Source organism: Rhizobium sp. PK7-22 (assembly GCF_056530405.1).
In genome coordinates, this window is the sequence record NZ_CP096514.1 from 1880425 (window position 1) to 1899637 (window position 19213).

Consider the following 19213-nt stretch of genomic DNA (forward strand, 5'->3'; position numbering starts at 1 on the left):
GGCGAACGGGGCAGGCAGGCGTCGTGGATCCCGGACGAAACTTGATTTTCCCGCCGGAGCCGATATCTTACGTTCACGTAAAGGTAAGGCTGCGTCTGTGGCGGCACATGATACTGTAGTTTGGTGGTCGACAAGCGCATCGGCATTTGCCAAATGAGTTGTCAGACAAGTTGAGGATGCCGGGAGCGGAGCCGGCAAGCGGAGCAGGTGATGAGCGAGCACATGGAACTTCCCGAACGCGAGAGCATGGAATTCGACGTGGTGATCGTCGGTGCCGGTCCGGCCGGCCTGGCGTCGGCCATCCGGCTGAAACAGGTCAATCCTGAACTTTCGGTCGTCGTGCTCGAAAAGGGCGCGGAAGTCGGCGCTCATATCCTCTCCGGCGCGGTGGTCGACCCCTCGGGCATCGACAAACTGCTGCCCGGCTGGCGCGAGGAGGAGGGCCATCCCTTCACCACGCCGGTGACGGACGATCAGTTCCTCTTCCTCGGTCCTGCGGGCTCCGTGCGCCTGCCCAACATGCTGATGCCGCCGCTGATGAGCAACCACGGCAATTACATCGTCTCGCTCGGCCTCGTCTGTCGCTGGCTCGCCGAAAAGGCGGAAGCGCTCGGCGTCGAGATCTATCCGGGCTTTGCGGCAACCGAAGTTCTCTACGACGACAAGGGCGCGGTGCGCGGCGTTGCCACCGGCGACATGGGCGTGGAGCGCAATGGCGAACCCGGTCCCGCCTTCACCCGCGGCATGGAACTGCACGGGAAATACGTGCTGATCGGCGAGGGCGTGCGCGGTTCGCTCGCCAAGCAGCTGATCGCCAAATACGATCTCCAGAAGGATCGCGAGCCGCAGAAATACGGCATCGGCCTCAAGGAGCTCTGGGAGGTGAAGCCGGAAAACCACAAACCCGGCCTCGTGCAGCATTCCTTCGGCTGGCCGCTCGGCATGAAGACCGGCGGCGGCTCCTTCCTCTACCACCTGCACGACAACCTCGTGGCCGTCGGCTTCGTCGTCCACCTGAACTACAAGAACCCCTATCTCTACCCCTTCGAGGAATTCCAGCGCTTCAAGACGCATCCGGCCATCGCCTCGACCTTCGAGGGCGCCAAGCGCATTTCCTACGGCGCCCGCGCCATCACCGAGGGCGGCTACCAGTCGGTGCCGAAGCTGTCCTTCCCGGGTGGCGCGCTGATCGGCTGTTCGGCCGGTCTCGTCAACGTGCCCCGCATCAAGGGCAGCCACAATGCCGTCCATTCCGGCATGCTGGCGGCGGAAAAGATCGCCGCGGCGATCGCCGCCGGCCGCGCCAATGATGAAGTGGTGGAGATCGAGAACGAATGGCGCGCCGGTCCGATCGGCCAGGATCTGAAGCGGGTGCGCAACGTCAAGCCGCTGTGGTCGAAGCTCGGCACCGGCCTCGGCATCGCGCTCGGTGGCATCGACATGTGGACCAACCAGCTGCTCGGCTTCTCCGTCCTCGGCACGCTGAAGCACGGCAAGACCGATGCCGAAAGCCTCGAGCCGGCCGCCAAGCACAAGCCGATCGCTTATCCGAAGCCGGACGGTGTTCTGACCTTCGACCGCCTGTCGTCGGTCTTCCTGTCCAACACCAACCATGAGGAGGACCAGCCGGTCCACCTGCAGGTGAAGGACATGGAGCTGCAGAAGCGCTCCGAACTCGGCGTCTATGCCGGCCCGTCGACCCGCTACTGTCCGGCGGGCGTCTACGAATGGGTCGAGAAGGACGGCGAGGAAGTTTACGTCATCAACGCCCAGAACTGCGTCCACTGCAAGACCTGCGACATCAAGGACCCCAACCAGAACATCAACTGGGTACCGCCGCAGGGCGGCGAGGGTCCGGTCTATCCGAGCATGTAGAGGCTCCTATCCGAGCTAGCACAAATCCCATCGCCGCCGTGGCGGTGCTGCCGCCTCAGGGGCACTGCCGCCCAGCATGATCAGGCGTTGGGCCGCCTCGTGTTCGATCAACCGCGTCAAGGCCTCGTTGAGGAGTGCCGAACGCTCCTGAATGCCGGTCACTTCCTGCGCGCGCAAAACAAGCTGATCGTCGAGAGTAACGGTAGTTCTCATCAGGGTGCTCCTCAGCAGGCACCATGATCAGCACCAAATGATGCATACTTCAAGGCTGCCGGAGACGAGAATTTCCTGACGTAGTCGTGATTATGTGCAGTTGGGGAATTATGGCTTCGTTAACCATAAGTTCCTAACTTGCGGATCATCAAAACGACACCTTAAGGACACGATTCATGTCGATTTCCCGCCGCGGGTTTCTGATCGGACTGCCGCTGTTTGCTACCGCCTGCGCCTCGAGCGGGGTCGATCACCGCGCCAATTATGCGGCACTTCCGGATGAGCAGTTTCCGCTGAAGGCGGTGCCGCTCGACAAGATCAAGCCGGAACTGCGCCGCCAGGTTGTGGCCTATGAGACGACTCACAAGCCTGGAACCGTCGTGGTCGACACTCAGGCGCGCCGCCTCTATCACGTCATGGAAGGCGGCCAGGCGATGCGCTACGGCGTCGGTGTCGGCAAGGAAGGCCTGGCGTTCCGTGGCAATGCCTACGTCGGGCGCAAGGCCGAATGGCCGACGTGGACGCCGACGGCCAACATGATCCGCCGCGAGCCGGAAAAGAACCTGAAATATGCCGGCGGCCTGCCAGGCGGCCCGAACAACCCGCTGGGCGCCCGCGCCATGTATCTCTACCGCGGCGGCAACGATACGCACTTCCGCATCCACGGCACCAACCAGCCGCAGACCATCGGCTATGCCATGTCGAGCGGCTGCGTGCGCATGATGAACCACGACGTGATCGACCTCTACGACCGCGTCAATGTCGGCGACCGGGTCGTGGTGCTGCAGGCCTAGCGCGCCGTCTTCCAGGCAACGACCATCAGGCCGCCGATGACGGTGATGTGCTCCATCACCACGTGGAATTCCATGGTCCTGAACGGCTCCTCCATCGTCCAGAAGTTGTGGGCGATGGGGATCGTCAGCAGCGTGAACACGGCGAGAGCGCCGGCGCCGAGCCAGGTCCAGCGGTTCAGGATGATCAGCGCCGATCCGCCGAGCTGGGTGATGATGACGGCGATGTTGAAGGCCGCCGCCGGCTCCAGGCCGAAATGCGCCATTTCTGCTGTGCCGGCCTGAAAGTCGATCAGCTTGGCAAGCCCGCTTGCCCAGAAGCCGAAGGTGAGCACGATCCTGGCGAGATAGCCGAACCAGGTTCTGCCGGTGATCGCGTCGATCGTGCTGCCGAATGCGGATGCTTGAGATATCGCCATATGAGCCCCCTCTGGCAATGACTGACCCACAATAATCCATCTTGCGCCGTCTGATAAGTGGCTTGATTTCGCCGTCCCTATGTCCGGTGGACGGCGAGAAGAACCGACGGCACGCTGGTGCTGCCGCCGGCCGGGAGAGGGACCGGCAGCCTAGAAGCCGGAGAGCACGATCTTGCCCTTGGCGCGTCCGCTTTCGATCATCGTATGCGCGCGCTTGAGGTTGGCGGCATTGATGGTGCCGTAGGTCTCGGCGAGCGTGGTGCGGATGCGGCCGGCATCGACAAGCTCCGCTACATGGTTGAGAAGCTTGTGCTGCTCGATCATGTCGGCCGTCTGGAAGAGCGAGCGGGTGAACATCAGCTCCCAGTGGATGGACAGGGCCTTGCGCTTGAAGGGCCGCAGATCCATCGGGTTCTTCGGGTCATCGATCAGGCAGAAGCGGCCCTGGGGCGCGATCAGCTCCAGGATGTCGGCAAGATGCTGCTCGGTCTGCGTCGTGGAGAAGACGAAGGCCGGCGAGCCCAGGCCGAGAGCGTCGACCTGCGGCGCCAGCGGTTGGCTGTGGTCTAGAACGTGATGCGCCCCGAGCTCCCGGATCCAGACCTGCGTCTCCGGCCGGGACGCCGTGGCGATCACCGTCAGGTCGGTCAGTTCCCGTGCCAGCTGGATGGCAATCGAGCCGACGCCACCAGCGCCGCCGATGATCAGGATCGCGTTCGCAGCACCCGGAACGGGTTCCTGCACCTTCATGCGGTGCAGCATGGCCTCATAGGCGGTGATGGCGGTGAGCGGCAGCGCGGCCGCCTGCTCGAAGCTGAGGCTCTCCGGCTTGCGCCCGACGATCCGCTCGTCGACCAGATGAAATTCGCAATTCGTGCCCGGACGGTCGATCGCGCCAGCGTAGAAGACTTCATCGCCCGGCTGGAAGAGCGTGGCCTCGGGACCCACGGCCTTCACCACGCCGGCGGCATCATAGCCGAGAACGCGATGGTCGCCGGCGTCCACCGGTGCCGAGGCACGGACCTTGGCGTCGACCGGATTGACGGAGACGGCCTTGATCTCGACGAGGAGATCGTGGCCCGTGGCGGTCGGCATCGGCAGGTCGATGTCGATCAGCGAGGTGTCTTCGGTGATGGGCTGGGGCATGTTGAAGCCGACGGCGCGCATGGAGATCTCCTTGTGTCGTTGCGTGGGGCTTCAATGCGGCCTATATGCGCAATGAGCAAGAATGCACATTTTTGGCATATAGTATCAAAATGGATACCGTCGATGTCCCGCCCACGCGCCAAGCTGATCGATTATTTTCCCGGTTGCCCGGTCGAGGCGACCTTGAGCTTCCTCGACGGAAAGTGGAAGGGCGTCATCCTGCACCATCTGCTGGAGGAGGGGACCCTGCGCTTCAACGAACTGCGCCGCCGCATCCCGGCCGTCACGCAGCGGATGCTGACCAAGCAACTGCGGGAGCTGGAAGCGGCGGGAGTGGTCTCGAGGACCGTCCATGCCGTCGTGCCGCCTCGCGTGGACTATGACCTGACGCCCCTGGGCAAGACCCTGGAGCCGGTGATCACCGCCCTTCGGCTTTGGGGCAGCGAACATGTCATCTGCGGCGACGGTCAGATATCAGCCGAACTGCCGAAACAGCAGACAGTTCGCTCCGCTGCCTGAGAGGCGGGTGTTCGCCGACCATGCGGAAAGACCCCGTCGACTTCAACGACCTGCATACCCTTCGCCGCTGCTGCTGCGATGCGGGCGCGGAAAAGCAACCATTTACGCCAAGGGCCGTTGTTCCGCGGCTGAACCCCAGGCTGATCGAGAGCACCAGATGAACCTTGTTGCCGTCTTCAACCGCGATGGCGGGACCTTCAGGACCACCGACATGGACGCCTACCGGACCCATGCCGAGACGGTATTCCGGGATGCCGGCCACCAGATCGAATGCCATCTCGTCTCCGGCAAGGATGTCGTCGAGACGATGGAGCGGGTGGCTGCCGCTTCCGGGATCGAGGGATTGATCGCCGGCGGTGGCGACGGCACGATTTCGGCGGCCGCCGACATTGCCTGGCGCAGCGGCTTGCCACTTGGAGTCGTGCCGGCGGGCACGATGAACCTCTTTGCCCGCTCGCTGCATCTGCCGCTCGACATCTGGGAGGTTCTCGACGTTCTGGCCGAAGGTCATGTCCTGCAGGTCGACATTGCCAGTGCCAATGGCAAGAGCTTCGTCCATCAGTTTTCCGCCGGTCTTCACGCCCGCATGGTGCGCTTGCGCGATTCCATGTCGTTTGCCTCCCGCCTCGGCAAGATGCGCGCCAGCGCCCGGGCCGTTCTCGGCGTCATGTTCAACCCGCCGGTCTTCGAAGTCGACTTCGAGGCAGAGGGTAGGAAGGGGCTGCGCAAGGTCTCCGCCATCTCAGTTTCCAACAATGAATTCGGACCCGATCCGCTGCTGTTTGCCGAAGATCTGACGGGCGGACGCCTCGGCTTCTATATCGCCGACCCACTGACGCCCGGTGGCGTCGCGCGGCTGACGCTCGATATCCTGCGCGGCCGGCTGAAGGAAAACCAGTCAGTCACCGCGATGACCGCAACGGAGCTGGAACTGCGGTTTCCGCGCGCCCGCCGCGACGTGCGCTGTGTGATCGATGGGGAGCTTCTGCCGATGGATCGAACCGTGAAGCTTCGTATCCATGCCGGCGAGCTCAAGGTCTTCGTCGAGCGCAAGCCCGTTGAAGATCAGGGGCAGGAGACCGGCGCCGGCATCTGAGGCACCTCAGAGACGCGGCAGGTAGGTGCGATAGTCGAAGTCGGACACGCTGCGAAGATGGGCGATCGCCTCCTTCCGCTTCGTGTCGCCGTAGAGCGTCTGATACCGGGCACCGAAAACGTCGCGAATGAACGGCGACGCCGAGAAATCCTCGACCGCGGTGAGAAAATCATGCGTCAGCCGGCGGTTGCCCGGTGGCGCTTCGCCGGGCTCCGTCGCCGGACCCGGATCGAGGTTCTTGTCGAGCCCGAGCAGCATGCCGCCGAGGATTGCCGTCAGCAGCAGATAGGGATTGGCGTCCGCCCCGGCGACGCGATGCTCGATGCGCGCCGCGGGTCCGTTCTGGTCGGGAATGCGGATCGCCGTGCCGCGGTGACCGAAGCCCCAGTCGATATCGACCGGCGCGAAGGATCCCGGCTGGAACCGGCGGTAGGAATTGGCAAACGGCGCGAAGATCAGCTGCGCGTCGCGCATGGTGTCGAGCATGCCGGCGCAGACCGAACGCAAGAGGGCCGGGTCGCCGCCCTTGGCGTCCAGCACGTTGTTGCCGTCGCGGTCGATGATGCTGGCATGCACGTGCAGGCCGGAGCCTGCATGGTCGCTGTAGGGCTTGGCCATGCAGGTGGATTTCAGCCCGTGCCGGCGCGCGGCCTGTTCGGCCAGCCTCTTCAGGTAGATGCAGTCGTCCGCGGCGGCCAGCGCATCGGGCCGGTGCAGAAGATTGATCTCGAACTGGCCGGGTCCGAATTCCGCGGTCGTGGCATCGGCGGGCAGGCCTTGCGCCTTCGCCCAGGTCCGCACCGTCTGGAGATAGTCGTCGAGCGCATCGACCGCCGTCATGTCGTAGAGCTGGAAGCCGTTGGGGTCGCCGCGGTAGGTGAGCCGTTGCGGCGGACGCGGCACGCCGGTCTCGCGCCAGTCGTCCTCCACCACGTAGAATTCGAGTTCGGTGGCGACCACCGGCGTCAGCCCGCGCTCCGCATAGCCCGCAAGCATCGCGGCGAGGATGGCGCGCGGATCCATAAAGCTCGGGCTTCCGTCGAGCTCGTGCATGGTCGCCAGCACCTGCTGCGAGCCTTCCGGCCCCCAGGGCATCGGTGCCAGGCTGCGGCGGTCGGGGACGCAGAGGCCGTCGGGATCGCCGATCGACAGCGACAGTCCGGTGATGTCGTCGTTGTCGTCGCCCCAGATATCGAGCGACTGGGTGGAGGAGGGGAGCCGCACCTGGCCGTCCCAAACCTTCTTCTCCGCCTCCAGCGGGATCTGCTTGCCGCGCAGGTCTCCGTTCATGCCGACGAGCAGGATCTCGATGCGGGGCGGAGAAGTCTCGTCGGCCATGGGGAAATGTCTTTTGAAGGAGGTTGCGGAGCCTTGTTCGTAGCCGATAAGAATTGCGCACACAATCGCAAGGCGGAGACCGCTCCATGACCGACATGCTCCTTTCCAACCTCGGAGTCATCGACGCTGCCCACCACCTGCATCCCTTCTCCGACATGAAGAAGCTCAATGAGGCGGGCACCCGCATCATCCAGCGGGGCGAGGGGGTGCATATCTTCGACAATACGGGGAAGAAGTATCTCGACGCCTTTGCCGGGCTCTGGTGCGTCAATGTCGGCTACGGTCGCAAGGAGATCGCCGAAGCGGCCTACCGCCAGATGCAGGAACTGCCCTATTACAACACCTTCTTCGGCACCACGACGGAGCCGGCGACGCTGCTGGCGCAGAAGATCGCATCCCATACGGGCGGCAAGCTGAACCGCGTGTTCTTCACCAATTCCGGATCGGAAGCTAATGACACCTGGTTCCGCATGGCGCGCGTCTACTGGAAGGCGCTCGGCAAGCCGACCAAGACCCAGGTGATCGCCCGCAGGAACGCCTATCACGGCTCGACGGTGGCCGGCGCCTCGCTCGGCGGGATGAAGCTGATGCACGAGCAGGGCAATCTGCCGATCGAAGGCATCTCCCACATCAACCAGCCCTACTGGTACGCCGAGGGCGGCGACCTGTCGCCGGCCGACTTCGGCCTGAAGGTGGCGCGCGAGCTGGAGACGAAGATCGACGAACTGGGCGAGGACAACGTCGCCGCCTTCGTCGCCGAACCCATCCAGGGCGCCGGCGGCGTCATCATCCCGCCCGACACCTATTGGCCGGAGATCGCCCGCATCTGCCGGGAGCGCAACATCCTGCTCGTCTGCGACGAGGTGATCTGCGGCTTCGGGCGTCTCGGCTCCTGGTTCGGCCACCAGCATTACGGCGTCGAGCCGGACCTGGCGCCGATCGCCAAGGGGCTGTCGTCGGGCTACCTGCCGATCGGCGGCGTGCTGGTCAGCGATCGGGTGGCGGATGTCATGGTCGAGGAACTCGGCGGCTTCTACCACGGCTTCACCTATTCCGGTCACCCGGTCTGCGCTGCCGCAGCGCTGGAAAACCTGCGCATCATCGAGGAGGAGGGGCTGGTCGAGCGGGTCCGCGACGACATCGGTCCTTATTTTGCGAAAGCCTGGAAAAGCCTGGAGGACCATGAGGTGGTGGGCGAGGCGGAGAGCGTCGGCCTAATCGGCGGGCTCCAGCTTGCCGCCGACAAATCGACCCGCCGCCGCTATGCCAACCCTGACGACGTGGGCACGCTGGTGCGCAACCACTGCCTCGACAACGGCCTCGTGATGCGCGCCACCGACGACCGCATGCTGGCGTCACCGGCGCTGATCATCAGCCGTTCCGAGGTCGACGAGATCATCGATACGCTCCGCAGGGGCCTCGACCACCTGCGCGACACCGTCAGGGACTAGCGGTCGGCTCTGGGGAGGGCCCGAGCCGCCTACTGAAAGGCGGTCTCGTAGAAGCTGCGCAGCTTGCGCGAATGCAGTCGCTCGACGGGCATGGCGGCCAGCTTCTGGACGGCGCGGATGCCGATCTGCAGGTGCTGGCTGACCTGCGTCCGGTAGAAGGCCGTCGCCATTCCGGGCAGTTTCAGCTCGCCGTGCAGCGGCTTGTCGGAGACGCAGAGCAGCGTGCCGTAGGGCACCCGAAAGCGGAAGCCGTTCGCCGCGATCGTCGCCGATTCCATGTCGAGTGCGATAGCGCGTGACTGCGACAGGCGCTTGACCGGACCCCGCTGGTCGCGCAGTTCCCAATTGCGATTGTCGATGGTGGCGACCGTTCCGGTGCGCATGATGCGCTTCAGCTCGAAGCCCTCATAGCCGGTGATCTCCTCGACGGCATCCTCGAGCGCCTGCTGCACTTCCGCCAGCGCCGGGATCGGCACCCAGACGGGCAGGTCGTCGTCGAGCACATGGTCCTCGCGGACATAGGCATGCGCCAGCACGTAATCGCCGAGTCGCTGGCTGTTGCGCAGGCCGGCGCAATGGCCGACCATCAGCCAGGCGTGCGGGCGAAGCACGGCGATGTGGTCGGTGATCGTCTTGGCATTGGACGGGCCAACCCCGATGTTGACGAGAGTGATGCCGCTGTGACCCTCCTTCTTCAGATGGTAGGCCGGCATCTGAGGCATGCGGCCGACGACGCCATTATCATCCCTGACGGAACCCGCCATCGTCACCACGTTGCCGGGCTCGACGAAGGCATCATAGCCGTCGCCGCCCTTGGCCATCATCTCCCGCGCCCAGGCGGCGAACTCGTCGATGTAGAACTGGTAGTTGGTAAACAGCACGAAATTCTGGAAATGATCGGCGCTGGTCGCGGTGTAATGGCTGAGACGGGCAAGCGAATAATCGATGCGCTGCGCCGTGAACGGCGCCAGCGGTGCGGGCTCTCCCGGCACCTGATCGTATTCGCCGTTGGCGATCAGGTCGTCGGTCGTGTTGAGATCGGGTGTGTCGAACAGGTCGCGCAGGCTGACATCGGACAGGCTGGCTGTCGCGGACGCCTCCACATGTGCCCCCTCGCCGAAGGCGAAATGCAGCGGGATCGGCGTATCGGATTCCGAAACCGTCACCGGGACGCTGTGGTTGCGTATCAAAAGATCGAGCTGTTCGATCAGATAGTGGCGGAACAGCTTCGGCTTGGTGATGGTCGTGGTGTAGACGCCCGGAGAGGCCACATGCCCGTAGGAGAGCCTGGAGTCGGCGTGGCCAAACGAGGTCGTCTCAATGCTGACTTGCGGATAGCAGGCACGATATCGGCCGGTGACTGGTGCACCTTTCGCAAGCGTTCCGAATGCCTCCACAAGAAAGCCGGTGTTACGCTCGTAAAGTTCAGTCAGTGCGTCGACGGCGGCCGTGGCGTCATCAAACACACGCGGCTCATAGGCGCTCGGGATGATGGAGGAAGGATTGGTGAAGGAGGAGATTCGTTTGCTCATGGGCTATTATAGATCGAAGTCCGTAACAAACAAAACACGGACTATCGCCTCGACATCAGCTCATCGACTGCCGCTGAAGGCTGACGAACAGCACCAATCCCGCGCCCCGCTTGGGAAACAGTCCGGCGTCTGACGTATGAGCGGTCACGGCGGCAAGAGGGCCAACAAGCGCCAGTGCCGCAACAGTCAGGCGAAGCGCAGTCACGAATGCGCGGCCGTTGCGTCTGCGCCGGCTCATAGGGCCAATCCACAGCGAAATGCCGCAGGAGCACAGTGCGTCGACGGACCTGCGAGAAATGCCGAGGCTTTCTGGTTCGGTTGCGCGACCAGGGCCGCAAACAGGATGGCGAAGTTGGCGCAGAACAAGGTGACGATGATGAAGCGGCAAACCAGAGTGGACATGTACGTTTCCCCAAACCCGATGGGAAGACCATAGACTTCGGCCCTGAACTCACGCTGAGGCCGGAGTTCATGTTCGGTTCAGCATGGCGGGACTGGGGAGCGGGCAGCGGCGGGAACGTGTCGTCCAGGCCAAAGATGTGCCGCGCGCAAAGAAAAAGCCGGCTTCCGCCGGCTTTCCCATCTCCATCCCGCTCTGTGGTTGCGACCCGAGCGGGAACGGTGGCTTGAAGAAACTGCTTAGTTCGTCGGACGCTGAGCGCCTTCGTAGAAATCGCCGCGGTCCTGCGAGTTGTCGATATCGGTATTCGACATCGTGCCCATGCGGGAGTTGGGATAGATGCTGCCCGTGGTCGAGCGGTCGACATTGGTATCGTCGAGGCTCTGTGGGGATTCAGCGTAAGGCTGGTACTGTGTGGACTGCGCCATTGCGGAACCGGCAAAGGCTGCCGAAGCGATGAGTGCGGCTGCGACGCCCGACTTGATGTAAGTTTTCATAATGCATTCCTTTTCTTATCTCAGGCAGGACGGCAGATCGGTGCCGGCTTGCACAGTGATAACCCCGGCCGGCAGACTTCGTTCCGATAAGATGACATATAGAAGTTCACAAAGAAAACACTGACAGATCAATCAGATGTGACCGGGAAAAGGCCTATGTGTGACATTCCGTCTCTTGTATTCCAGATGCGTAACCCGTTGGATTTCGCGGAATTCGGACACGCTTGACGTGTCCATTGTTGATTCGGGCTATTCGTTAATCTATGGTGATGATGTGGCGCAGTGATTGAGAGACCACTGCATCGCGGCAGGTGAAGGGCGATTGCGACCCGCCTTTCAGCCGGTGTCTTGAATGAACTGCGAATACCAGCCGCTGCTGCGGCTGGTATTTTTTTTTTTGGAATGATGTCTGAGGGGCAGACGGTCCTACTGCGGCTGTTGCGCGCCTTCGTAGTAATCGCCGCGATCCGTCGTTTCGACAGGCATGCGGTTGTCCCGCGATGTCTTGACCTGCATTCCGTCCCTTTGGCCGATGCTGCCCGTATGGGAGCTGTCGATGCGGGACGTAGTCTTGACGCCGGTGTAATATTCGCCGTCTGCGGCAAGACCGGAAGAGGCGGCAGCGATGACGCTAAGCGCCAGCATGCCTGCTACAATGTTCTTCATGAAATTTGTCCTTGGAGGTTTGGTTCGTCGCGCGAAGCGGTGGATCTATGCGACGAACCCTGGCTGGATGGCCGTTCACTGCGGGCGGTTTGCGCCTTCGTAGTAGTCACCGCGTTCGACGGTCGGTGCCGGAGCCTGGGAGAAGCGCTGGTCACGGTCGCCGATGCTGTTGGTCTGCGTGCGGTCGATTTGGTGCGAAGCGGCGTTTTCGGACGCGCCTTCATAGTAGTCACCGGCTGCGAGGGCTGCGCCACCGAAGGAGGCGGAAGCGATCAGGGCGGCGGCAATGGTGGATGCGAGAGACTTGGTCATGGTTTTATCCTTTGGTGAATGGGGCCACATGCACTGAGTTTGCGACCTGTGCTTGGGCCGATGTCTTGAATGAACGGCGATGATTATTCGGGGCGGTTTGCGCCGACGAAATAGTCACCACGGTCGACCGTCTGGGCGGAAGCCTGAGCGGAGCCCTGGTCGCCGATGCTGTTGGTCTGCGTGCGGTCGATCTGGTGCGAAGCGGCGTTTTCGGACGCGCCTTCATAGTAGTCGCCGGCTGCGAGGGCTGCGCCACCGAAGGAGGCGGAAGCGATCAGGGCGGCGGCAATGGTGGATGCGAGAGACTTGGTCATGGTTTTATCCTTTGGTGAATGGGGCCACATGCACTGAGATTGCGACCTGTGCATGGGTGGATGTCTTGAATGAACGGCGATGATTATTCGGGGCGGTTTGCGCCGACGAAATAGTCACCACGGTCGACCGTCTGGGCGGAAGCCTGAGCGGAGCCCTGGTCGCCGATGCTGTTGGTCTGGGTGCGGTCGATCTGCTGCGAGGCGGTGTTCTGCGACACGCCTTCATAGTAGTCGCCGGCTGCGAGGGCTGCGCCACCGAAGGAGGCGGAAGCGATCAGGGCAGCGGCAATGGTGGATGCGAGAGACTTGGTCATGGTGTTATCCTTGGAATTTACGCCCTGCACTGAGTTTGCGACCTGTGCATGGGCCGATGTCTTGAATGAACTTCGGGGCGCCGATGCTGATTGTTACAGCGGACGGTTTGCGCCCTGGTAGTAGTCGCCGTTATCGACGGTCCGGTCGGAAACGACCGTCATGCCGGTGGCGCGGTCAGCCTTGGCGTCAGTGCCGATGCTGCTGGTCTGGAAGAGATCGACAGTTGCGGCAGGTTCGGCCGAAGCGCCATCATAGTAGTCGCCAGAGGCCAGTGCGGCGCCACCGAAGGCAGCAGATGCCATGAGGGCGATGGCGAGTGACGAACGAATGGACTTCAACATTTTCATATTCCTTATCAACGTGAGCAAAACAGTGTGCCGTTTGCTGAAGCTGATATCGGACCGAAAAGCGGAAGGCGGAAGACCAGAAATCGGAATCCGCTGTCAACGAGACATTGACAATCCGAGTGCGGCAAATTTCTCTACAACCGGAAGATGAATTTCCGTCAAGGCCGGCGCGGCTGCGGGGGAACGACGCCGCGACATTTTATGCTGCAGTGCAAAAACAACAAGCCTTATCAAGGCGCTATAAATTAGATGTCAGAAATGTGACTATAGGTCGCGTAAATAAGGCAAACGGAACATGCGCCGTCCGGAGTGTCCTATCATGTATCGTGAGCGACGGATTCAAGAGGCAAACAAATTTTTTGATGCCTGCAAAAAACGCAATTCTGCAGGCATCTGCCTCCATATTTTGCATGGCGGGAGCCACGCGAAGCAGCTGTCGGGGTGCTTCGCGAGCGAATGGCGGCGGATATTGCCACCGCCGCCGACCATGTTCCGGGTGCTAGAGACGGCTCCAGGTCTGCGTCTTGCAGAGGATCTTCATGACGCAACCCTTCATCTTCAGCGTATTGCCGTTGACGGCGCCGGAACCGCTATAGGTCTTGTCGTTGGCGGGGTCGGTGATTTCGCCATTATAGGTGCCGCCGCTGCCGGCGAGCTTGCCGATCTGCCGGCCGGCGTGCTTGCCAGTCTTCAGCGTGACGCAATAGGCGCCGCCGCATGAACCGATCACGGCGGTTTCGCCGCTGGCGGTCTTCCAGTTGCCTTCAATGGGTTCGGCTGCAATTCCCGCCGTGGCAAACAGTGCAAAGGCGGCAGTCAGCATCAGATGACGCTTCATCGTGTGGTTCTCCATCCCGAAGGGCAGCGCAGCGCGCCCGCCCGTTTCCTCCTGCTTGCCCCATCCCGGCAAGCAGAAGAGAGATTATCTTACCGGCACGTAAAGGTAAACGCTCATCGAACTGGGTATGGCCGCATTTTCAGGGGGCGCTGCAGGGTCGGTTGGGCGGACCGGGACATGCGCCATCAAGATTGCGGTTAGCAAAGGGTTGAAATCCGCACGTGAAGTTTTCGTAAATTTTGAGCGGAAATCCCGACGCGACAGGGCCCTTGATATTTAACGAAAACTCAATTTTACCAAGCGTTTGCATTTTGTTTTCTTCAAATTAATCAAGCTTTTTAGGCGCCTGTTGGCAGATGTGGGCGATACTCAGGTCATCAAACGAGCGGGAAATTCCGCCGACGGACGGGTCACAAAAAGCCGCTTGAAGACGGCGATCCGGACGGAGCCCGAAAGGGCAGAAACAGGGTCTACAAGTAAACAGGTCAAACAGGGACAAAACCAATGGCACGCTTTGAAATGTACAATACCGACAATGCCACAATGGGTGGCGAGGCCCGTGCAGACGTATTCTGCGACATGGGTCTGATGTATGCGACGGGTCGCGGCTGTGCCGTCGATCTGGTCTCGGCGCACAAGTGGCTCAACATCGCCGCCATCAAGGGCTCCGAGCGCGCTGCCGAACTGCGGAGCGATCTTGCCCAGACGATGAGCAAGCTCGAACTTGCAGCGGCACTGCGCGCTGCCCGTGAATGGATGACGATGCACTGATGCTGCGCATCAATGGCAGCGTCAACCGACGGCACCTTGCCGTCCGTCACCTCAGCACAAGCGATTGAACCGCGACCGGCAGAAACAAGGCTGGCGCGGTTTTCGCGTTAGAGGTTCTTGAGCACCAGGGGCAGGGCCTGCTCCAAAAGCGCCATGTCGCTCTCAGGTCCGGCACTCACGCGGATGCAGCGGTTGAGCGGCGCGACACCCGGCATGCGGATGAAGACGCCGTAATCCATCAGCCCATCGACGATCGCCTTAGCGTAAGCCCCATCACGGCCACAGTCGATCGCCACGAAATTGGTTGCCGAGGGCAGGGGCGTGAGCCCGTTGTCGCGGGCGATCTGCGCAATCCGCTCCCGCGAGCCGGCAATCCGGTCGATGACCTTCCCCAGATAATCCTGATCGGCCAGTGCCGCGAGCGCCGCCGCGGTGCTGATGCGCGCCATCCCGAAATGATTGCGGATCTTGTCGAAGGCCGCGGCCGTTCCCGGCGTCGAGATGGCGTAGCCGATGCGGGCGCCGGCCAGGCCGTAGGCCTTGGAGAAGGTGCGGGTGCGGATCACGTTCGGACGGTCGAGCAGCGCCTCGACCGCGGGCGTCGAGCCGGCGGGTGCAGTTTCGCAATAGGCCTCGTCCAGAATGAGCAGCGAGGTTTCAGGCACCGCAAGCGCGAAGGCCACGACGCTGTCGGCATTCCACCAGCTGCCCATCGGATTGTCGGGATTGGCGAAATAGACGAGCGGCGGGTTTTCGCGGCGGACCGCATCGAGCAGGCCGTCGAGGTCTTCGCGGTCGTCCACATAAGGCACCGTCACGAGCTGTCCGCCATGGCCGGTGACATGGAAGTTGAAGGTCGGATAGGCGCCGAGTGACGTCACCACCGAAAACCCCGGCTCGATCACCAGCCGGACGATCTGCCCGAGCAGCGAATCGATGCCTTCCCCGATTGCCAGGTTCTCCGGCCGGCAGCCGAGATGAGCGGCCAGCGCCTGCTTCAGGGCAAAATTTTCCGGGTCGTTGTACTTCCAGGTCGAGGGGGCCGCTTCCGCAATCGCTTGCAAGACCGACGGAGCCGGACCGAAACCGTTCTCGTTCGCGCCGATCCGGGCCTGTACGGCCAGGCCGCGCTTGCGCTCGATGGCTTCAGGACCGACGAACGGAACCGTGGACGGCAGCGCGTTGATGAGGGGCGTGAAACGAGAGAATGCCGACATGATGATGATAAACCTGCTGCGCTGAAACCGGCTCACAATAGGGCCGATTCGCATGCGTGCAAGCCGCGCCTGCCGCCAAATGGTTCGTTCGACCAGGTCTCAGTGGCTGGTTTCGAAGCTCAGGCGGATCACGTGGTGAAGGAATTCGGCGTTGATCAGCATGTTGAAGCCGACGGTCACCTTCTCCTCCTCGCGGCGGATCACCGTGCATCCGATCTCGTCATGGATGCCGAGGATCTCCAGGAAGAAGTTGCTGGGGACGGGGATGTGGGGGCTGACTTCCAGTTCGGCCCCGTAGAGCGACATCGTGCGGATCAGGCAGCGCAGATACGTTCCCGTGCTGAGATGGTGGCCGACGAAGATGATCTTGCCGGGCCGTTCGATGGGGAACTTCTCGAACGCCTGTTCTCGCGAAGCGGCTTGTTTGGGATCGTGGTCCATATTCAAGGGCATGACACCCTCCTTCTGTCTCCTCAGGACCGCAGTCTGCCCGACATCAGCTAACACATGCTGAATGCGATCCATCGAATTGTGCCCTCCTGTACGATTGTGCGGCAGGCGCTCGCCCAGGCGCCGCCTAAGGCTGCCGCATCCGTCTCCCGGTTGACGGAATCGCCTCCCGGCGCTACCCCTCCCGTGAATTTTGCCGCTTTGCAGGGAAGGACGGCCATTGACGGACAGGCTTGTGATCGTCGGAGCCGGACAGGCCGGGTTTGCCCTTGCCGCCAGGCTCCGCGCCCTCAAGGACACGCGGCCGATCACACTGGTCGGTGCCGAGGAGGTGCATCCCTACCAGCGTCCGCCGCTCTCCAAGAAGTATCTGCTGGGCGAGATGACCTTCGACCGCCTGACCTACCGGCCAGACGACTGGTACGCCGAGCACGATGTCGAGGTGCGGCTGTCGACCTTCGTCGAGGAGATCGACCGGACCGGACGACGCATTCGCATGCAGGACGGCAGCTTTCTCGACTATCACACGCTGGCGCTGACGACGGGGGCGGCGCCGCGGGAGCTTCCGGCCGCAATCGGCGGAGACCTCGATGGCGTCTACGTCATGCGCAGCAAGCGCGACGCCGACGAGCTGGCCGCCGAGATGCGTCCCGGTCGTCGTCTGCTGGTGATCGGCGGTGGCTATATCGGCCTCGAGGCCGCCGCCGTCGCCCGCCATCTCGGGGTCGAGGTGACGCTGATCGAGATGGCCGACCGCATCCTGGCGCGCGTCGCCTCTGCCGAGACGGCCGGCCTGATCCGCGCGGTGCATCTCCGGCACGGCGTGTCCATCCGCGAGAAGACGGGCCTCGTCCGCCTGGTCGGCAGGGACGGCAGGATCTGCGGCGCCGAACTCTCCGACGGCACCGTGGTCGAGGTCGATTTCGCCATCGTCGGGATCGGCGTTACGCCGAACGACCGGCTGGCGCGCGAGAGCGGCCTCGACGTCGGCAATGGCGTCATCGTCGACGCCTTCGGACGCACCTCCGATCCGGCCATCGTTGCCGCCGGCGACTGCACGCTGCTGCCCTGGAACGGTCGTAACATCCGGCTCGAGTCGGTTCAGAACGCCGTCGACCAGGCCGAGGCCATCGCGGCGGTTCTCGCCGGTGGCGATACACCTTATGATCCCAAGCCATGGTTCTGGTCCGACCAATACGACGTCAAGCTGCAGATCGCCGGCTTCAATCTTGGCTACGACGAAACCCTGGTGCGCCCGGGAATGCGCGAAGGCAGCATCTCGATCTGGTATTTCCGCGAAGGCCGCTTTTTGGCGGTGGATGCCATCAACGACGCCAAGGCCTATGTCACCGGCAAGAAGCTGCTCGATGCAGGCCAAGAGCCGGACCGCCGCGTGCTGATTGATCCCGCCGCCGATCTCAAGCAACTTCTCCGTTAGGAACAACGCCATGCCCGTGCCAAAAAACCTCTTCAAGGCCGCCCTTCGTGACGGCCGGCCGCAGATCGGCCTGTGGCTGAACACCGGCGAGGCACTGATGGCGGAGCTCGCCGGCACCGTCGGCTTCGACTGGCTGGTGATCGACGGCGAACACGGTCCCAATGATCTGCGCAGCATCATCGAGCAGCTGCGGGCGCTCTCGGCATTCCCCGTGGAAGCCGTCGTGCGTCCGCCCATGGGCGAGCCCTGGATGATCAAGCAGCTGCTCGATGCCGGTGCCCGCACACTGCTGGTGCCGATGGTCGATTCGGCAGAGCAGGCGAGGGCGCTGGTGAAGGCTGTGCGCTATCCCCCACACGGCATCCGAGGCGTCGGTGCAGCCGTCGCGCGGGCCTCGGCCTTCAACACGGTCGCTGACTATGCCGAGACGGCCGCCGACGAGATCTGCCTTCTCGTCCAGGCCGAAACCCGCGCGGCCATCGCCGATCTTGAGAACATCGCGGCGGTCGAGGGGATCGACGGCGTCTTTATCGGTCCGGCGGATCTCTCCGCGGACATGGGCTACCTCGGCCGCATCGAGGCGCCCGAGGTGCAGGAGGTGATCGAAAAGGCGCTCGCCACGATCACCGCGGCAGGCAAGGCTGCCGGCATCCTGACCTTCAACGAGGCTCTCAACCTCCGCTACATCGATCTGGGTGCGCGATTCGTGGCCGTCGGCTCCGACGTTGCGGAATTTGCCGCCACCCTGCGCCGACTCGCAGGCCGCTACGGCCGCGGCGCGCCCGGCAGCGGTGGCGCTTCCGGTTACTGACCCCCTGTCCCGCCCCCGCCAACCCTCGGGCGGGACAATTCCCCCGGCACGGCGAAAAGGCCTTGCAATCGCTCATCATCCGACTTAATCAGGCCGCAACGGAGAGGTGGCCGAGTGGTCGAAGGCGCTCCCCTGCTAAGGGAGTATACCCGGAAGGGTATCGTGGGTTCGAATCCCATCTTCTCCGCCATTCCCCAAAAGTTTTCCATTTCAGCATCTCATATCTGCAGGGCCTGGCGCGGACTTCTGCCTTGCAGGCTATGATGCTGCACGTCCGGCTGCGGCGCCAGAGCGTCTTCCTCGGACGATCCGGCGGGGGAAGCAGATGAGGTGGAACTTTCCCCCATAACTGGCGATTTGATGCGGGAGCCGCTTTGGCCTGCTGCGTTGACGGACAGGACGTCCTTCAGCAAATCGATTCTCGATTCAGGCGTCGTTGTGGGCAAGGTCCGCAAGC

24 protein-coding genes and 1 tRNA gene are annotated in these 19213 nt (G+C 62.7%); 9 read left to right on the top strand and 16 right to left on the bottom strand.

Annotated elements, in window-relative coordinates; translation table 11 throughout:
- Positions 1 to 210: 210 nt before the first annotated feature.
- Positions 211 to 1875, top strand: a complete 1665-nt coding sequence (locus tag M1E10_RS13865) for an electron transfer flavoprotein-ubiquinone oxidoreductase (RefSeq protein ID WP_499177013.1) — start codon at positions 211 to 213, stop codon at positions 1873 to 1875.
- A 15-nt stretch (positions 1876 to 1890) separates the two neighbouring features.
- Here M1E10_RS13865 and M1E10_RS13870 read toward each other — a convergent pair whose 3' ends face one another.
- Positions 1891 to 2088: a type II toxin-antitoxin system VapB family antitoxin gene (locus M1E10_RS13870; RefSeq protein ID WP_499177014.1), complete on the bottom strand. Its 198-nt coding sequence runs from the start codon at positions 2086 to 2088 to the stop codon at positions 1891 to 1893.
- Between the two features lie 176 nt (positions 2089 to 2264).
- Between M1E10_RS13870 and M1E10_RS13875 the strand changes: the two genes are divergently transcribed.
- Positions 2265 to 2882, top strand: coding sequence for a L,D-transpeptidase (locus tag M1E10_RS13875; RefSeq protein WP_499177015.1), 618 nt, complete (start codon positions 2265 to 2267; stop codon positions 2880 to 2882).
- Here the strand turns inward: M1E10_RS13875 and M1E10_RS13880 are convergent.
- Positions 2879 to 3298 carry a DoxX family protein gene (locus M1E10_RS13880; RefSeq protein ID WP_499177016.1) on the bottom strand — a complete coding sequence of 140 codons (420 nt, stop codon included), beginning with the start codon at positions 3296 to 3298 and terminating at the stop codon, positions 2879 to 2881. The genes M1E10_RS13875 and M1E10_RS13880 overlap by 4 nt on opposite strands.
- Positions 3299 to 3448: 150 nt before the next feature.
- Positions 3449 to 4465, bottom strand: coding sequence for a zinc-binding alcohol dehydrogenase family protein (locus M1E10_RS13885; protein WP_499177017.1), 1017 nt, complete (start codon positions 4463 to 4465; stop codon positions 3449 to 3451).
- 102 nt (positions 4466 to 4567) lie between these two features.
- Between M1E10_RS13885 and M1E10_RS13890 the strand changes: the two genes are divergently transcribed.
- Both M1E10_RS13890 and M1E10_RS13895 read left to right on the top strand, forming a co-directional pair.
- Entirely contained in the window at positions 4568 to 4963 is a 396-nt protein-coding gene (locus M1E10_RS13890) for a winged helix-turn-helix transcriptional regulator (protein ID WP_499177018.1), read from the top strand.
- A gap of 157 nt (positions 4964 to 5120) precedes the next feature.
- Positions 5121 to 6059, top strand: coding sequence for a diacylglycerol/lipid kinase family protein (locus tag M1E10_RS13895; RefSeq protein ID WP_499177019.1), 939 nt, complete (start codon positions 5121 to 5123; stop codon positions 6057 to 6059).
- Positions 6060 to 6065: 6 nt separating this feature from the next.
- Here M1E10_RS13895 and M1E10_RS13900 read toward each other — a convergent pair whose 3' ends face one another.
- The gene (locus tag M1E10_RS13900; protein WP_499177020.1) at positions 6066 to 7397 is read right to left on the bottom strand and encodes a glutamine synthetase family protein; all 1332 of its coding nucleotides are present in this window, start codon (positions 7395 to 7397) and stop codon (positions 6066 to 6068) included.
- Positions 7398 to 7483: 86 nt separating this feature from the next.
- On the opposite strand from M1E10_RS13900, the gene M1E10_RS13905 reads away from it, so the two are divergent.
- A complete protein-coding gene (locus tag M1E10_RS13905; RefSeq protein ID WP_499177021.1) occupies positions 7484 to 8848 on the top strand; it encodes an aspartate aminotransferase family protein in 1365 nt (454 codons plus the stop codon).
- Between the two features lie 29 nt (positions 8849 to 8877).
- Here the strand turns inward: M1E10_RS13905 and amn are convergent, their stop codons facing one another.
- The 10 genes from amn to M1E10_RS13955 all read right to left on the bottom strand — a co-directional run bounded on the left by amn (position 8878) and on the right by M1E10_RS13955 (position 14069).
- A complete protein-coding gene (gene amn / locus M1E10_RS13910) occupies positions 8878 to 10380 on the bottom strand; it encodes an AMP nucleosidase (protein WP_499177022.1) in 1503 nt (500 codons plus the stop codon).
- Between the two features lie 55 nt (positions 10381 to 10435).
- Positions 10436 to 10618, bottom strand: coding sequence for a hypothetical protein (locus tag M1E10_RS13915; protein WP_499177023.1), 183 nt, complete (start codon positions 10616 to 10618; stop codon positions 10436 to 10438).
- Positions 10615 to 10782: a hypothetical protein gene (locus M1E10_RS13920; protein WP_499177024.1), complete on the bottom strand. Its 168-nt coding sequence runs from the start codon at positions 10780 to 10782 to the stop codon at positions 10615 to 10617. The genes M1E10_RS13915 and M1E10_RS13920 overlap by 4 nt, the downstream gene beginning before the upstream one ends.
- 237 nt (positions 10783 to 11019) lie before the next feature.
- Positions 11020 to 11277: a hypothetical protein gene (locus M1E10_RS13925; protein ID WP_499177025.1), complete on the bottom strand. Its 258-nt coding sequence runs from the start codon at positions 11275 to 11277 to the stop codon at positions 11020 to 11022.
- Positions 11278 to 11703: 426 nt separating this feature from the next.
- Positions 11704 to 11943 carry a hypothetical protein gene (locus M1E10_RS13930; protein ID WP_499177026.1) on the bottom strand — a complete coding sequence of 80 codons (240 nt, stop codon included), beginning with the start codon at positions 11941 to 11943 and terminating at the stop codon, positions 11704 to 11706.
- 75 nt (positions 11944 to 12018) lie between these two features.
- The gene (locus M1E10_RS13935) at positions 12019 to 12255 is read right to left on the bottom strand and encodes a hypothetical protein (RefSeq protein WP_499177027.1); all 237 of its coding nucleotides are present in this window, start codon (positions 12253 to 12255) and stop codon (positions 12019 to 12021) included.
- Positions 12256 to 12338: 83 nt separating this feature from the next.
- On the bottom strand, positions 12339 to 12569 hold the full coding sequence (locus M1E10_RS13940; protein WP_499177028.1) for a hypothetical protein: 231 nt from the start codon (positions 12567 to 12569) through the stop codon (positions 12339 to 12341).
- Between the two features lie 83 nt (positions 12570 to 12652).
- Complete coding sequence (locus M1E10_RS13945; RefSeq protein ID WP_499177029.1) at positions 12653 to 12883, bottom strand: hypothetical protein; 231 nt, start codon at positions 12881 to 12883, stop codon at positions 12653 to 12655.
- A 93-nt stretch (positions 12884 to 12976) separates the two neighbouring features.
- Positions 12977 to 13225 (bottom strand): hypothetical protein, encoded by a 249-nt coding sequence (locus tag M1E10_RS13950; protein WP_499177030.1) that lies wholly within the window; start codon positions 13223 to 13225, stop codon positions 12977 to 12979.
- 505 nt (positions 13226 to 13730) lie between these two features.
- Entirely contained in the window at positions 13731 to 14069 is a 339-nt protein-coding gene (locus M1E10_RS13955; protein WP_499177031.1) for a DUF2147 domain-containing protein, read from the bottom strand.
- Between the two features lie 504 nt (positions 14070 to 14573).
- On the opposite strand from M1E10_RS13955, the gene M1E10_RS13960 reads away from it, so the two are divergent.
- Positions 14574 to 14840, top strand: coding sequence for a sel1 repeat family protein (locus M1E10_RS13960; protein ID WP_499177032.1), 267 nt, complete (start codon positions 14574 to 14576; stop codon positions 14838 to 14840).
- 107 nt (positions 14841 to 14947) lie between these two features.
- Here M1E10_RS13960 and M1E10_RS13965 read toward each other — a convergent pair whose 3' ends face one another.
- Both M1E10_RS13965 and M1E10_RS13970 read right to left on the bottom strand, forming a co-directional pair.
- On the bottom strand, positions 14948 to 16057 hold the full coding sequence (locus M1E10_RS13965) for a pyridoxal phosphate-dependent aminotransferase (RefSeq protein WP_499177033.1): 1110 nt from the start codon (positions 16055 to 16057) through the stop codon (positions 14948 to 14950).
- Between the two features lie 99 nt (positions 16058 to 16156).
- A complete protein-coding gene (locus M1E10_RS13970) occupies positions 16157 to 16510 on the bottom strand; it encodes a hypothetical protein (RefSeq protein WP_499177034.1) in 354 nt (117 codons plus the stop codon).
- Between the two features lie 217 nt (positions 16511 to 16727).
- On the opposite strand from M1E10_RS13970, the gene M1E10_RS13975 reads away from it, so the two are divergent.
- From M1E10_RS13975 to M1E10_RS13985, 3 genes are all read left to right on the top strand, one after another.
- Complete coding sequence (locus tag M1E10_RS13975; RefSeq protein WP_499177035.1) at positions 16728 to 17945, top strand: NAD(P)/FAD-dependent oxidoreductase; 1218 nt, start codon at positions 16728 to 16730, stop codon at positions 17943 to 17945.
- Between the two features lie 10 nt (positions 17946 to 17955).
- The gene (locus tag M1E10_RS13980; protein ID WP_499177036.1) at positions 17956 to 18756 is read left to right on the top strand and encodes an aldolase/citrate lyase/malate synthase family protein; all 801 of its coding nucleotides are present in this window, start codon (positions 17956 to 17958) and stop codon (positions 18754 to 18756) included.
- 100 nt (positions 18757 to 18856) lie between these two features.
- Positions 18857 to 18946 (top strand) — tRNA-Ser (locus M1E10_RS13985).
- Positions 18947 to 19213 lie beyond the last annotated feature (267 nt).

What these genes read in the sequence shown, in the direction of transcription:
- M1E10_RS13940 (WP_499177028.1), bottom strand. Translation starts at nt 12,569, where the DNA reads ATGACCAAGTCTCTCGCATCCACCATTGCCGCCGCCCTGATCGCTTCC.
- M1E10_RS13875 (WP_499177015.1), top strand. Translation starts at nt 2,265, where the DNA reads ATGTCGATTTCCCGCCGCGGGTTTCTGATCGGACTGCCGCTGTTTGCT.
- M1E10_RS13950 (WP_499177030.1), bottom strand. Translation starts at nt 13,225, where the DNA reads ATGTTGAAGTCCATTCGTTCGTCACTCGCCATCGCCCTCATGGCATCT.
- M1E10_RS13865 (WP_499177013.1), top strand. Translation starts at nt 211, where the DNA reads ATGAGCGAGCACATGGAACTTCCCGAACGCGAGAGCATGGAATTCGAC.
- M1E10_RS13880 (WP_499177016.1), bottom strand. Translation starts at nt 3,298, where the DNA reads ATGGCGATATCTCAAGCATCCGCATTCGGCAGCACGATCGACGCGATC.
- M1E10_RS13930 (WP_499177026.1), bottom strand. Translation starts at nt 11,943, where the DNA reads ATGAAGAACATTGTAGCAGGCATGCTGGCGCTTAGCGTCATCGCTGCC.
- M1E10_RS13920 (WP_499177024.1), bottom strand. Translation starts at nt 10,782, where the DNA reads ATGTCCACTCTGGTTTGCCGCTTCATCATCGTCACCTTGTTCTGCGCC.
- M1E10_RS13970 (WP_499177034.1), bottom strand. Translation starts at nt 16,510, where the DNA reads ATGCCCTTGAATATGGACCACGATCCCAAACAAGCCGCTTCGCGAGAA.
- M1E10_RS13870 (WP_499177014.1), bottom strand. Translation starts at nt 2,088, where the DNA reads ATGAGAACTACCGTTACTCTCGACGATCAGCTTGTTTTGCGCGCGCAG.
- amn (WP_499177022.1), bottom strand. Translation starts at nt 10,380, where the DNA reads ATGAGCAAACGAATCTCCTCCTTCACCAATCCTTCCTCCATCATCCCG.
- M1E10_RS13900 (WP_499177020.1), bottom strand. Translation starts at nt 7,397, where the DNA reads ATGGCCGACGAGACTTCTCCGCCCCGCATCGAGATCCTGCTCGTCGGC.
- M1E10_RS13915 (WP_499177023.1), bottom strand. Translation starts at nt 10,618, where the DNA reads ATGAGCCGGCGCAGACGCAACGGCCGCGCATTCGTGACTGCGCTTCGC.
- M1E10_RS13935 (WP_499177027.1), bottom strand. Translation starts at nt 12,255, where the DNA reads ATGACCAAGTCTCTCGCATCCACCATTGCCGCCGCCCTGATCGCTTCC.
- M1E10_RS13925 (WP_499177025.1), bottom strand. Translation starts at nt 11,277, where the DNA reads ATGAAAACTTACATCAAGTCGGGCGTCGCAGCCGCACTCATCGCTTCG.
- M1E10_RS13965 (WP_499177033.1), bottom strand. Translation starts at nt 16,057, where the DNA reads ATGTCGGCATTCTCTCGTTTCACGCCCCTCATCAACGCGCTGCCGTCC.
- M1E10_RS13885 (WP_499177017.1), bottom strand. Translation starts at nt 4,465, where the DNA reads ATGCGCGCCGTCGGCTTCAACATGCCCCAGCCCATCACCGAAGACACC.
- M1E10_RS13890 (WP_499177018.1), top strand. Translation starts at nt 4,568, where the DNA reads ATGTCCCGCCCACGCGCCAAGCTGATCGATTATTTTCCCGGTTGCCCG.
- M1E10_RS13945 (WP_499177029.1), bottom strand. Translation starts at nt 12,883, where the DNA reads ATGACCAAGTCTCTCGCATCCACCATTGCCGCTGCCCTGATCGCTTCC.
- M1E10_RS13960 (WP_499177032.1), top strand. Translation starts at nt 14,574, where the DNA reads ATGGCACGCTTTGAAATGTACAATACCGACAATGCCACAATGGGTGGC.
- M1E10_RS13895 (WP_499177019.1), top strand. Translation starts at nt 5,121, where the DNA reads ATGAACCTTGTTGCCGTCTTCAACCGCGATGGCGGGACCTTCAGGACC.
- M1E10_RS13905 (WP_499177021.1), top strand. Translation starts at nt 7,484, where the DNA reads ATGACCGACATGCTCCTTTCCAACCTCGGAGTCATCGACGCTGCCCAC.
- M1E10_RS13980 (WP_499177036.1), top strand. Translation starts at nt 17,956, where the DNA reads ATGCCCGTGCCAAAAAACCTCTTCAAGGCCGCCCTTCGTGACGGCCGG.
- M1E10_RS13955 (WP_499177031.1), bottom strand. Translation starts at nt 14,069, where the DNA reads ATGAAGCGTCATCTGATGCTGACTGCCGCCTTTGCACTGTTTGCCACG.